This is a genomic window from Synechococcus sp. H55.11, assembly GCF_047462475.1.
Taxonomy (GTDB): Bacteria; Cyanobacteriota; Cyanobacteriia; order Thermostichales; family Thermostichaceae; genus Thermostichus.
Genome location: NZ_JANSJI010000351.1, coordinates 1 through 11891 on the forward strand (window position 1 = coordinate 1; position 11891 = coordinate 11891).

General features: G+C 60.0%; 12 protein-coding genes. 8 read left to right on the top strand and 4 right to left on the bottom strand.

The window, feature by feature from the left end; genetic code table 11:
- Positions 1 to 109: 109 nt before the first annotated feature.
- Positions 110 to 1804 carry an S-layer protein gene (locus NW853_RS13445; protein ID WP_414349275.1) on the bottom strand — a complete coding sequence of 565 codons (1695 nt, stop codon included), beginning with the start codon at positions 1802 to 1804 and terminating at the stop codon, positions 110 to 112.
- Positions 1805 to 2113: 309 nt separating this feature from the next.
- Here NW853_RS13445 and psbE point away from each other — a divergent pair, with 309 nt between their 5' ends.
- The 8 genes from psbE to purH all read left to right on the top strand — a co-directional run bounded on the left by psbE (position 2114) and on the right by purH (position 8602).
- Positions 2114 to 2359 (top strand): cytochrome b559 subunit alpha, encoded by a 246-nt coding sequence (gene psbE, locus NW853_RS13450; protein ID WP_414335121.1) that lies wholly within the window; start codon positions 2114 to 2116, stop codon positions 2357 to 2359.
- A 75-nt stretch (positions 2360 to 2434) separates the two neighbouring features.
- On the top strand, positions 2435 to 2566 hold the full coding sequence (gene psbF, locus NW853_RS13455; RefSeq protein ID WP_414335122.1) for a cytochrome b559 subunit beta: 132 nt from the start codon (positions 2435 to 2437) through the stop codon (positions 2564 to 2566).
- Positions 2567 to 2571: 5 nt separating this feature from the next.
- Positions 2572 to 2697: a photosystem II reaction center protein L gene (locus tag NW853_RS13460; RefSeq protein WP_011431223.1), complete on the top strand. Its 126-nt coding sequence runs from the start codon at positions 2572 to 2574 to the stop codon at positions 2695 to 2697.
- Between the two features lie 140 nt (positions 2698 to 2837).
- Positions 2838 to 2957, top strand: a complete 120-nt coding sequence (locus NW853_RS13465; RefSeq protein WP_414335132.1) for a photosystem II reaction center protein J — start codon at positions 2838 to 2840, stop codon at positions 2955 to 2957.
- 455 nt (positions 2958 to 3412) lie between these two features.
- Positions 3413 to 4306 (top strand): 4-hydroxybenzoate solanesyltransferase, encoded by an 894-nt coding sequence (locus NW853_RS13470; protein ID WP_414349276.1) that lies wholly within the window; start codon positions 3413 to 3415, stop codon positions 4304 to 4306.
- A gap of 150 nt (positions 4307 to 4456) precedes the next feature.
- The gene (locus NW853_RS13475) at positions 4457 to 5959 is read left to right on the top strand and encodes a hypothetical protein (protein ID WP_414349277.1); all 1503 of its coding nucleotides are present in this window, start codon (positions 4457 to 4459) and stop codon (positions 5957 to 5959) included.
- 119 nt (positions 5960 to 6078) lie between these two features.
- Positions 6079 to 6894, top strand: coding sequence for a serine O-acetyltransferase (gene cysE, locus NW853_RS13480; protein ID WP_414349278.1), 816 nt, complete (start codon positions 6079 to 6081; stop codon positions 6892 to 6894).
- 115 nt (positions 6895 to 7009) lie between these two features.
- Positions 7010 to 8602, top strand: a complete 1593-nt coding sequence (gene purH, locus NW853_RS13485; protein WP_414335126.1) for a bifunctional phosphoribosylaminoimidazolecarboxamide formyltransferase/IMP cyclohydrolase — start codon at positions 7010 to 7012, stop codon at positions 8600 to 8602.
- On the opposite strand, the gene NW853_RS13490 is transcribed toward purH, so the two are convergent.
- From NW853_RS13490 to NW853_RS13500, 3 genes are all read right to left on the bottom strand, one after another.
- A complete protein-coding gene (locus NW853_RS13490) occupies positions 8587 to 9120 on the bottom strand; it encodes a pentapeptide repeat-containing protein (protein WP_414336441.1) in 534 nt (177 codons plus the stop codon). The genes purH and NW853_RS13490 overlap by 16 nt on opposite strands.
- Before the next feature lie 103 nt (positions 9121 to 9223).
- A complete protein-coding gene (locus tag NW853_RS13495) occupies positions 9224 to 10426 on the bottom strand; it encodes a carbohydrate ABC transporter permease (protein ID WP_414349279.1) in 1203 nt (400 codons plus the stop codon).
- Between the two features lie 108 nt (positions 10427 to 10534).
- Positions 10535 to 11891: ABC transporter substrate-binding protein (locus tag NW853_RS13500; RefSeq protein ID WP_414349280.1), on the bottom strand; the 1357-nt coding region annotated here is incomplete at its 5' end.

The following is an 11891-nucleotide window of genomic DNA, read 5'->3' on the forward strand; positions in this document are numbered from 1 at the left end:
GGTGCTATCCATCCCCACCGTATAGACGGTGGGGAATTCCGCACCTTACGTTAACTACAGCTTGCGCCAGCGGGATAAAGTTTTCACGATGCTGCGCGGCAAGTTTTGCTCAGGGAGCGATGGTGATCGGCGAGGGGCTGGTTTGGGTGGCTCTTTGCCCGCCCCGCTCCAGGATCACCTCGATGAGGCCGTTGTTGACCGGCTGCATGTTGAAGGGCAGTTGTTGCTGGGTTTCATAGAGGCCGGGCGCCACCTCCCGCATCTCCACCTCTGGCGTCACCCCGACGATGCGAAAAGCTGCCCGCCCCCCTGGATCCCCTCGCATCGTCACTTTGAGGATCTCGCCCATGCGCAGGCTGGTGCTGTTGGTGGTAATGCTAAAAATCTGAGGCGGCCCAGCAGCGACAGGCCGAGAAGCTGGCTGAATGGTGGAGCGGGTTCCCTTGGATCCATCGATTGCAAAAGGGAAGATCTCGCGATACTCCTGGCTGAGGCCGTCTTTGCTGAGCACAATTCGCAAAACAGGGTTGCTGGCTTGGTGGGTGGGGGCCACCACGTAGGTGCCCTCGTAGTGGTTGGGTCGCACCTCCCGCATCGGCTGGTTCAGGGCCAGATTCCCCAAATCAAACTGGGCGATCCCTCCCGAGTCCCCCCAGATGGCAATGGTGAGGATATCCCCTTCCACTAGGTCGCGCTGGGGATCCAGTCGAATCGCCTCAATACGTGGAGAGCGGTTGCCGGCTGCGGTCAGAGGAGCGGGGGTAGCCGGCTGCGGCAAAGGGACAGAAGCAGGTAACACCGGTTCTACCGACGGGGGAGCGACATTGCCCAGGGCCAGTTGAGGGAGCCGCCGCTGAACGCGGGTACTGACTCCATTGAGGCTCAGTTGGATGCGGATGTCGGGGCCAAAGGCACTGTCTTGAGGGCCAAGGGTGTAAACGGCGCGGTAATAGCCGGGCTGCACTTCTTCCATGGGCAAACCCCGCACCAGGTCGCCAATATCCACCGTGGCCCTGCCGTTGGGAGTGCCCTGGGCCTCAACGGTCAAGGCTTTCCCTGCCGGCACCACTCCCGACTCAGGGATAACCCGCGTTTGTGAGATTTCGGGTTGGACGGTCTCGGCCACCGCAGCGGGAGAAGGTCGCAACTGCACCACCGGAGGCGGCAGAGGCGAAAGCTGACCGCGATACACCAACGCCTGATGTAACAGCACCGCCCCCTCAGCTCGGCTCAGCACCCGATTGGGCCGCAGCCGGGCGGGATCCGGCACATTCACCAATAGCCCCGCTTCACCCGCCATGGCCACAAAAGCCCGCCCTACCTCCGGCACCTCAGCAGCATCGCTGTAGAGAGCCATCCAGCGCTCAATATCGGCCTGGTTGGGAGCAGGCAGTTGCAGGGCCCGCACCAAAATGGCCAGGGCTTCCAGGTGGGTGAGATCTCCTTGGGGACGAAACTCGTTGCCTTCGTACAGGCGCATCGCCCCCGCCTGCAACACCGCCTGGGCCGTCCAATAGTCGGGGGTATTGGGCTCGAGATCGCGAATTTCTTGCACCTGGTTGGGGTTGGGGATGTAGCCGAAAAACTCCGTCAGCCACTGGGCCAATTCTAGTCGGGTGAGAGTGGCCGACAGCGGCTCCTGGGTGAGCACCAGATCCGTCTGACGCTCCAGCGCCGCCACGTAGGCATCGGCCCAGGCCAGCGAGGCTTGCTGCTCCACCCCTTGAGACCAAGCCGGCAGGTTGACGCTCGACCAGCCCAGCGTCCAACACAAACTCAGAGCTAGGGGCCACGAGCACCGCATAGCTGTTACTCCTGTTCCGTTGACATCCCCTCAGGGCCAGCTTATCTCAAACTTCCGCCGTGTCCTCAAGCCTTCGATACCAGTTGGGATTGCGCCCTTTGGCAGTGGGATTCTCAAAACTCGAGTGCAAAAGCTCGCCGCAGGGATCCACTAAGAGATTTTACCTATGCGGGATGAGATCTGGCCTGGCGGCAAAGGGCCTGGGCAATTGCCTCATAACTTGTAGTTGTGCATCCAAATCCTTATCATTGTGTTATAGACTCGGAAAGTTCAGAAAGCACTTTTGCCCTTACCCCAGGGAGGAGTTTCATGGCTGGCAGCACCGGAGAGCGACCTTTTGCCGACATCATTACCAGTGTCCGCTACTGGGTCATTCACGCACTGACCATTCCCGCTTTGTTTTTGGCAGGCTGGCTTTTTGTGAGCACGGGCCTGGCTTATGATATTTTCGGTACCCCGCGTCCCAATGAGTATTTCACGGCAGAGCGGCAGGAGCTGCCGATTGTCAGCGACCGCTTCAATGCTCTGGAGCAGTTGGAGAGGCTAGCTCGCTAGGAGGGGCTGCGGGCAGGCAAGCCACTTGTTGTTTCAATTTGTAAATAAATCGTTTTTTTGCGTAGGATGAGACCTATGGCCAACAAATCTGACGAACCTGTTTTCTACCCTGTTTTTACCGTCCGTTGGCTGGCGGTGCACACTTTGGCGATCCCAACTGTTTTCTTTTTGGGAGCTATTGCTGCGATGCAGTTTATTCAACGGTGAACCCAATGGCTGATCAACCCGAAAAGAATCCCAACACCCAACCGGTGGAGCTAAACCGCACTTCCCTGTACCTGGGTTTGTTGTTGGTGTTCGTGGTTGGGCTGTTGTTCTCTAGCTACTTTCTCAACTGAGGCCAGAGTTACATTATTCTGCTCTTGGGGTTGAGAGAGGGCAAGAAGGAGCAACGTTGGCTTCTGGCTGGCCCTTATTTCTTTTACTTGAGGCTGCAATTTCTGCCAGTTTTGTCTTTTTCTATTGGAGACCAGTTGCTATGACCAGTCAAGCAAGGATTCCTCTGTGGATAGTAGCCGTGATTGCCGGTTTGGGAGTGCTCACTGTGGTCGGGCTTTTCTTCTACGGTTCCTATGTAGGCCTAGGCTCGAGTCTGTAAGTTTGAGGCTTCTTGTCTTGGGTTAGTGCTACACATCGCTAACGCGAACAATATCCCTGAACCCAGCAAATAGTAGGATAGCCTCACATCGGCTGCGCTATAGTGTGAGGTGTGGCTGAACGAGCCTTCCGCTACCGCTTCTTCCCAACTGCTGAGCAAGAAACCCTGGGCTGTGTAAGGGGAGTGACCTCAATGTAGGACACACCATGACCGGGATATCAATGCTGCCATCAACCTTTTGGCTGCTGGACAGTCGGTGACAGTCTGTGGAGTGAGTGTAAGACCTGATAGACATGAGTCTAGAGGGCAACTACGAAAAACTCGCAGGGGAAGGAAGCGGAAACCCAGATCGTGAAGTCTGGGAATCTCCCCTCTACGGCTCGTCGGGGCCTAGCGGGAGAGGATGTCAAGCCCACACCCCTCGGCAACTCACGCTTTTGGGCCGGAAACTGGCTATGGCTGCCCCACTCTGGGCCACCGGCGGGGCCGTTCTGCGGCTGCTGCGCTGGCACAAGCCGGCAGGGCGATTGATTTTGATGATCCCGGCCCTGTGGGGGGCCTTTTTGGCCGGGCGGGGAACGCCCCCCTGGCCGTTGATCGGGATCCTGATTTTGGGCAGCTTGGCCACCAGTGGGGCGGGCTGTGTCATTAACGATCTTTGGGATCGGGATTTGGATCCACTGGTGGAGCGCACCCGCAACCGCCCCTTGGCCAGCCGGGAGCTGACGGTTGGCGTCGGGATCCTGATGGCCCTGCTGAGTTTGGCCTGCGCGGCAGGGCTGGCGCTGTTTCTCAACCCGGTCAGTTTTGCCCTTTGTGTGGCGGCAGTGCCGGTGATTCTGCTCTATCCGGCGGCCAAGCGGGTGTTTCCGGTGCCCCAACTGGTGCTGTCCCTGGCCTGGGGATTTGCCGTGCTCATCAGTTGGACGGCGGTGAGCGGTCAAGACCCGAACACGCCCCTATGGGAGGAAGGGTTGGGCTGGCTGTGGCTGGCCACGGTGTTGTGGACGTTGGGGTTTGATACGGTCTACGCCCTCTCGGATCGGGAAGACGATGAACGGGCCGGGATCCACTCCAGCGCCCGTTTTTTCGGGCGACAGACGCCGACGGCGGTGGGACTGTTTTTTTTGGGTGCCGCCATCGCTCTGTTGGGGGTGGGGATCAGCCTGAGGTTGCACTGGGTTTATTTCCTCAGCCTGGCCATTGCTGCCCTCCTCTGGGCCCGGCAAACCTGGCAGCTTTACCAGGTCAATCCCCCTCCCACCCTGTACCCGGCCATCTTCGGCCAAAATGTGGTGCAAGGGTTTATCCTGCTGGCGGGGATGATCGGGGGATCCTTATTGGCCTAAGGGATCCTTTTTCAAGCTCGTTGGATTGGGATTATTGGGGAACCTGAATTTGCAGGCCCTAGATCCCGGCAGCCTGCCAACCAGGCGGAGGCGGCCCGTGTCCACAAGCAAACTGTACAATGACGACAACTCCAAGGATCTCAGCCCCCGATGGCCCTCCTGAGCGGCAGTGAGCCGCCCTATGACATTCTCATCCTCTCAAACGGCCCTGGAGAGCTGACCACCTGGGTGCGTCCGGTCGTGATGGAATTGCGACAGCAATTGCCTCAGGCGCGCCTCTCTCTGGTGCTTGCCCCTTGCCCCCATGCTTCCGGGCAAGAGATGAGCATAGCCCAAGCGTTTATCGACGTGGATCGGGTACAGGATCCCGATTTTTTTCTGGCTTTTTTGCTCACCGGCCAAACCGAAGAAGCCTGGGATTGGGCCAGGCGAGGGGTGGTGCTGTTTTTGGGGGGGGATCAGTTTTTTGCCGTCTGGATCGCTCGCCGCTTGCGCTATCGACTGGTGGTCTATGCTGAACATCGGCCCCGTTGGCGGCCTTGGGTAGACGCTTTTGCCCTGCGAACAGAGGCGATCAAACGCCGCTACGACGGGGGACGCCTCCTGGGCCACCGCTGGGCCCAGAAGATGCACGTGGTCGGGGATTTGATGGCGGATGGCGTGGCCAGCGCCGTCTATTTGCCGGGGGTGCCCCTTCCCGGCTGGCTTGGCAGCAGATCCCCACAGCCGCCTGCCACCAAACCGACGGCGGGTTTTTCTTCCCTAACTCAAGTTTTCGGCCCGCTCCAAGAGGCATCTCCCAGCCCTGTCAGTGGGATGGAGCCTGCCAAGACCGCGCTGGAACGGGTGGAGCACCGCTGCAGCGATGGAGAATGGCTACCGCGTGGCTGGCAGCGCCTGAGCGATGGCAACCGCACCCACTATCAGGTGGGATTGCTCCCCGGCTCCAAACCGGCCAAGCTTTCTCTGGGGGTACCGCTGGTGTTGGCCGTAGCCGATGAGCTGCGACAGATGCTGCCCAATGTCCGCTTCGTGATCCCGGTGGCCCCAGGACAAACGCCTCAGTCGCTGGCCGGCTATGCCCATCCTAAGCTCAACCCCGACATGGCTGTAATCTATGGCACCTCGGCCATCCTGGAGCAAACCAATCTGGGCTCCCAATTTGTCACCCCCTTTGGCAGCATTGTGCAATTGTGGACAAGCTTTCCTGCCTATTCTGTGCTGGCCAACTGCGATCTCTGTCTGACCACTGTTGGTGCCAACACCGCCGAGCTGGCCTATTTGGGGGTGCCGATGGTAGTGGTGATCCCCACCAACAAGCTGGAGGCAATGCGCGCCTGGGATGGGATCCTCGGCCTGCTGGCCCGCCTGCCTGGCCTGGGTACGGGGTTGGCTCGCCTTATCAACAGGATTGCCCTGCGGTGGCTAAACCACTTGGCTTGGCCGAACATCTGGGCCGGGCAAGAGGTGGTGCCGGAGTTGCGGGGCCATTTGCGCCCGCTGGCCGTGGCCGAACAACTGCGAGTTCTGTTGGAGGATCCCCAACGACGCCAGCAGATGCAGACGGAATTGCAGCGGCTGGGGGGAAGGCCGGGAGCCGCGCAGGCGATTGGGCAACTGGTGGCTCAGCAGTTGGGTAGAGGCTTGAGGTAGAAGGAAGCTTGCTTGAGCTTAATCCGGCAGAGATCCCCCTTGCGCGGGAGATCGCTTCTGGCTGCTGGCAAAAAATGCTAGAAGGGGAAGCAGTGGAGGTTCCTCAACGGAGACCATTCATGCTGACAAAGGCCAATCGCGTCAGCGAGACGGAGTCCTCGCAGCCGGCGGTGGAAAGCTCCCAAACTGAGGCGAGCGATGCTCTCCCTTCCGGCAAGCCGGAGCCAAAGCTGGGGTTTTGGCAGCAATTTTGGGAAGATGTTGATTGCGTCTTCGAGCGGGATCCGGCGGCGCGCAATCGCTGGGAGGTGATTTTCACCTATCCTGGCGTGCACGCTTTGTTTCTGCACCGCATCGCCCACTGGCTATGGAAACGGGGCTGGTTTTTTCTGGCGCGGGTGATCAGTTTCTTCGCTCGTTCTTTCACCTTGATCGAAATTCACCCGGCAGCCCAGATTGGGCGGCGCTTTTTCATCGACCACGGCTGTGGGGTGGTGATCGGCGAGACGGCGGAGATTGGCGACGATGTTACCCTTTACCACGGGGTCACTCTGGGAGGTACCTCTTGGAGCAAGGGCAAGCGGCACCCCACCCTGGAAAACGGAGTGATTGTCGGCACGGGGGCAAAGATTTTGGGGCCGGTTCGCATTGGCGAAAAAGCCCGGATCGGGGCCAACGCGGTCGTGATTCAGGATGTGGCTCCCGGCATGACGGTGGTCGGGATCCCAGGGCGGGCGGTCATCCCACCCCATCAACGCCGCATCCCTGCCCATGGCATCGACTTAGACCACCATCTCATGCCCGACCCGGTGGGGCGCGCTATCGAGCAGTTGCTGCACCGTATCCAAGACCTAGAAGCCCAAGTAGCCCGTCTCAACCAAGAGCGGGAAAAAGCTCGGCAGGATGAGGTTGGCGGCGGCTCAGAATATTCCTAGTCGCGTTAGCAAGAGAGGTGTTGGTCTGTAAAAATCCAAGCCACCCGGAAGATGGGGCGGCTGACGCGGTATGCTGTGGGGGCGCTGAGCTGTTTTTGACTGATCACGCCGTCCGATGCTGCTTCAGAATCCTGTAGCTTTGTTGAGTGTTTCCGACAAGACCGGGCTCATCCCGCTGGCCCAGGCCCTTGTCCAGGAGCACGGCTTTCAACTGCTCAGCAGCGGGGGCACGGCCAAGGTGCTCTCAGAAGCCGGGATCCCGGTCACGCCTGTTTCGGCCCACACCGGCGCGCCAGAGATCCTGGGGGGACGGGTGAAGACGCTGCACCCCCGCATTCACGCCGGCATTTTGGCCCGTCTGGATCATCCCGCAGACCAAGCGGATCTGGAGGCGCTGGGGATCCCTCCCATCCAACTGGTGGTGGTCAATTTCTACCCTTTTGAGCAGACGGTAGCGCAGGCAGAGGTGTCTCTGGCGGAAGCTTTTGAGCAAATCGATATCGGCGGGCCCACTTTGGCGCGGGCGGCAGCCAAAAATTATCCCTACGTTACGGTGCTGACGGATCCCAGCCAATATCCCCGGTATTTACAACTGTTATCCGGCGGGGATGGGGAAACGGAGCAGTTGGCGTTTCGCTTTCAGTGTGCCCGTCGGGCTTTTGAGCAGGTGCTGGCCTACGACCGCGCCATCGTCAACTACCTGGCCCGGCAGTCTCAAGCTCCCCCGACCGCTCCCGAACCTGTTTTTCAACTGCGAGGGATCCCCTGGCAGCGCCTGCGCTATGGGGAGAACCCCCACCAAGCTGCCACTTGGTACGTGGTGGATCCGGCTGCCCCCGGCTGGCATCGGGCCCAACAATTGCAAGGGAAGGAGCTAAGCTACAACAACCTGCTGGATCTGGAGGCGGCCCGCGCTCTGGCGGCGGAATTGAGCCTGTGTCTGGCCGGCGAGCACGACCCCGGACAGGCGGTGGCGGTGGTGGTGAAGCACAACAACCCCTGTGGCGTGGCTGTGCGCCCATCGCTGGCTGCTGCCCTGGAGGCGGCGCTGGCTGCCGACCCGGTTTCGGCCTTTGGGGGCATCGTCGCCCTTACCCAAACCTTGGATCGGGAGACCGCCCAGCGCCTGGCGGAGCCTTTTTTGGAATGTGTAGTTGCCCCCGCTTGCACCCCAGAGGCGGCTGAGCAGCTGGCGGCCAAAAAAAACCTGCGGGTCTTGGTCTTGCCGGACTTTTGTGTGGGGCCGGCCCAGACCCTTCGCACCCTGGCCGGGGGCTTCCTGGTGCAAGAGGCAGACCGGCTCCAGGGATCCGACCGCCAACAGTCCTGGCGGGTGGTGACCGAGCGCCAGCCCACCCCGGCAGAGTGGTCAGATCTGGAGTTTGCCTGGATCGTTTGCAAGCACGTGAAATCCAACGCCATTGTTGTCGCCCGGCAGGGACAGACGATGGGCATTGGGGCCGGCCAAATGAACCGGGTGGGGGCCGTGGAGATCGCCCTCAGGCAGGCCGGCGCGCGGGCGGCGGGAGCGGTTTTGGCCAGCGACGGCTTTTTCCCGTTTGCCGACAGTGTGGAGGCAGCCGTCCGGGCCGGGATCCGCGCCATCATTCAGCCGGGAGGCAGCATTCGGGATGCCGATTCCATCGCTGCCGCTAACGCTGCCGGTATTGCCATGGTCTGCACCGGCAGGCGTCACTTTTTGCACTGAGGGCAGCCCAAACTCTCGCAAGTGGCAACGCCTGTCACGGGGTGGGATCCCTCGGCTCGCTCGCACAACTGCCGCAGAGCCGCCCGATCCACGTAGGCCTCGCTGAAATCGGCGCCGGCAATCTGCGCCCCCTGCCAAGCCGCTCGCGCGGCAATCGCCCCTGTAAGGTTGGCCCCCCTGAGATCGGCTCCGGCCAAATTGGCCAGATCCAAGAGGCTATTGCTCAAGTCGGCGCCCGACAGATTGGCCTCTGCCAGATTGGCTTTGGTAAATGCCGCCCCCGCAAGGTTGGCCCCATGCAGATCGGCGCCCTGCAAGTTGGCCCCGACAAAGCTGCTGCCCCGACAATCTTGGCCGGACAAATCCTGACCCTGCAGATCGGCATTGCTGAAATTGAGACGGGTTTGGCTGCCTGCCGGGGCTCCCCAGAGGAGCCACAGCAACAGAATGGCCGCCAGCAAGATGCCCAGCTTCCCGAAGTTGCGCCGGCAGGTCGAGGGGTTGGATTTTGCAGCCATTGGGGATCCCTAGATTGCTCGGCCACCATTCTTGCCGATTTTCTTCTCGCTCATCACACAGGGGCTGCTGCAAACTTCGATGCACCTCCCCTTGCAGCAGAGATTATCCGCCGTAGGTCACATTCCGCTCGGTGGTGCGAAATTGCAGGATCGTCAGCCCCACCACAATGAGAAACAGCACAATGGATTGCGCAGCAGCCCTGCCCAAATTTCCCGAAGACACTCCAATTTTGTAGATCTCGTAGATCAACACCGAGGTGGATCCCGAAGGGCCGCCGGCAGTCAGCAAATCAATGGTGCCAAAGATATCGAAAAATGCATAGGTCATGTTGGTAATCACCAAAAAGAAGGTGATGGGGGAAAGCAGGGGTAGGGTAATGGCAAAAAAGCGACGAAGAGCGCCGGCTCCGTCAATGGCAGCCGCCTCCAGCAGATCTTTGGGCAGATTTTGTAGACCGGCCAGGTAAAACAAAATGTTGTAGCCCATCTGCTTCCAAACGCTGGCAAAGATCACCACCCAAGGGGCCAAGTTGGGATCCCCCAGCCAATTCAAACGTGGGATCCCCACCAGCCCCAGTAAGTAGTTGGCTACACCGCCCAAGGGGTTGAAGATGATGAAAAAGATGATGCCGGCCACTGCCGGCGAAATGGCATAGGGCCAGATCAACAAAACACGATAAATCGCCGCCCCGCGAATGGGCTGATAGGCCAACGTGGCGATCAACAGGGATCCGCTCAGTCCCAGCACCACGATGGCCGCCGAAATGGCAAAGGTAATCCCCAGGCTGCGCAGATAGGTGGCATCCGTCAGCAAGGCAGTAAAGTTATCCACACAAACGAAGCGGCTGCGCGGCGCCCCCACAAAGGTGAGCAGGGTGGAAAGGCGCAGGGTATCCAGCCCTGGGTAGTAGAGAAACACCACCAAGATCGTGAAGGTGGGCAACAGAAGCAGCCAGGCCAGCCACCCCTGCTTGAAGATACCCCTCTCTTGGGGAGTTGCTCTTTGGATCCCCAGGCGGCACTCCTGTTCCTTGCGGATCCACGCCAGCAGCGGCCAGAGAGGGATGGCCATGCCCGCCAGCACCAGCCCCACACCAAAAACCAGGTCGATGACCTTACGCTCCGGCGCAAAGGTGCAAAAATCCAGCGGCACCATGAAGATCAGGGATCCCAGCCCTCCTGCCAGCCCCCCCAGAGCCGCCCCCAGCAGCACAGGTCGCTCGATGCGCCGAAAACGGGATCCCACCCAGAGGGCCCCTGACAACCCTGCCAGCAGTGGCACCAGCACTTGGATCCATTGCCCCATGTTCTCTCTCCCCTCTAACCTTGCAAAAGCCAGGAAAGGGGCAGGCCGCCGCCCACCCCCTATCCTCGATTTCGCCGTCAATCTGGCGGCATCCCAGCTCCTAACCAATTACTGATAGAGGGAGTTGTACTCGGCCAGCAGGCGGTTGGCAGTCTCGTTGGCCTTGGCCATGGCTTGGGCCGGCTCCCCGCCTTTGAGCATGAGATCCTCCATGGTTTGGGTGACCACATTGCGAATCTCGGGAAAAGCCCCCAACAGCGCCCCACGGGTGGCAGGAGTGACCTTGGAGTTGTTGATTTGGTCGCTGGCGGTGAAGAAGTTGGGGTTTTCCTTGAACCAGCCCTGCGACTCCAGCAAGGCTACCGAGCTTTTGCGAATGGGCAGATAGCCGGTTACCTTGTGCCATTCGGCAGCATTTTCGGTGTTATTCAGCCACAACATGAAGGTCAGCGCCCCCTCTTCCACCTCTTTGGGCAGATCTTTCACCAACCAAAGGCTGGCGCCCCCAATCAAGTTCCCCGTCCAACCCTTGTCGGCGTTGTAGGGCATGCGGGTGGTGACCAGCTCGATGTTGTTCTGCTTGGCGGCGTTGGTGATGTTGGCCGCGTCGGCGCTGCTGGTGATGGCCATGGCAACGGTGCCGGTTTGGATGGCTTGCTCCGTGGCCGCCCAATCCCGCTGCTTGCCGCTGTAGATGTAGTAGCGTTTGTCGTACATCCCTTTCCACCAGGTGGCGATGGCTACCGAGGGCTCCGAGTCCAAAAAGACCTGGGTGGCCCGGGCGGCGCGGCCATTTTCGTTGTTGGCCAAGAGAGCATTCTGCTGTGCCATCCACTGCTCGTAGAACCAGCCGTGGTTGGGCCAGGTGACGCAGCCCTGGGGCGCATCGGGAAGCGCCATGATCTTCTCGCAGGCGGCTTCCAGCTCCTGCCAGGTGGCCGGTGGCTTCTCGATCCCAGCTTTCTTCAAAATGGCGGTGTTGGAGTAGAGGATGGGGCTGGAGCTGTTCCAGGGCATGGAGGTGAACTTGCCGTCCAGGGTGTAGTAGCTCACCACCGGCTCGATAAAATCGTCGAAGTTCACCGGGATCCCGTTCACCTCGGTGCGGTTGCCCAGCGCATCGGCGATAGACTTGAAGTAGCCGAAATCCCGTGCCCGTTGGGTGCCCACCTCAAACCACTGCACCACCGAAGGAGCTGCATTTTGTTGAATGGCCAGGTCGGTGGCCTGTTGAATTTCTTCGTAGTTGCCGTAGCCCTCAACAGTTACGTTGTACTGAGGAAATTGCTTGTTAAACTCTGCCGCTTTTGCGCGGGCCCAATCGAGACGGTTATCGGTAAAGGCAATCCAAACTTTGACGTTGGCAGGAGACTGGGCAAAGCTGTCGGCAGCCAGGAAGGCAGCGCCGGCGGCAGCCACCAAGCCAGCGGCGAAAGCCAGGAAAGTACGACGGGTGTTCATAGAA

Bases quoted from the DNA above. Each gene is read 5' to 3' on its own strand.
- NW853_RS13470 (WP_414349276.1), top strand. From the start codon at position 3,413: ATGGCTGCCCCACTCTGGGCCACCGGCGGGGCCGTTCTGCGGCTGCTG.
- NW853_RS13465 (WP_414335132.1), top strand. From the start codon at position 2,838: ATGACCAGTCAAGCAAGGATTCCTCTGTGGATAGTAGCCGTGATTGCC.
- NW853_RS13490 (WP_414336441.1), bottom strand. From the start codon at position 9,120: ATGGCTGCAAAATCCAACCCCTCGACCTGCCGGCGCAACTTCGGGAAG.
- purH (WP_414335126.1), top strand. From the start codon at position 7,010: ATGCTGCTTCAGAATCCTGTAGCTTTGTTGAGTGTTTCCGACAAGACC.
- NW853_RS13495 (WP_414349279.1), bottom strand. From the start codon at position 10,426: ATGGGGCAATGGATCCAAGTGCTGGTGCCACTGCTGGCAGGGTTGTCA.
- NW853_RS13445 (WP_414349275.1), bottom strand. From the start codon at position 1,804: ATGCGGTGCTCGTGGCCCCTAGCTCTGAGTTTGTGTTGGACGCTGGGC.
- NW853_RS13475 (WP_414349277.1), top strand. From the start codon at position 4,457: ATGGCCCTCCTGAGCGGCAGTGAGCCGCCCTATGACATTCTCATCCTC.
- cysE (WP_414349278.1), top strand. From the start codon at position 6,079: ATGCTGACAAAGGCCAATCGCGTCAGCGAGACGGAGTCCTCGCAGCCG.
- NW853_RS13460 (WP_011431223.1), top strand. From the start codon at position 2,572: ATGGCTGATCAACCCGAAAAGAATCCCAACACCCAACCGGTGGAGCTA.
- psbF (WP_414335122.1), top strand. From the start codon at position 2,435: ATGGCCAACAAATCTGACGAACCTGTTTTCTACCCTGTTTTTACCGTC.
- psbE (WP_414335121.1), top strand. From the start codon at position 2,114: ATGGCTGGCAGCACCGGAGAGCGACCTTTTGCCGACATCATTACCAGT.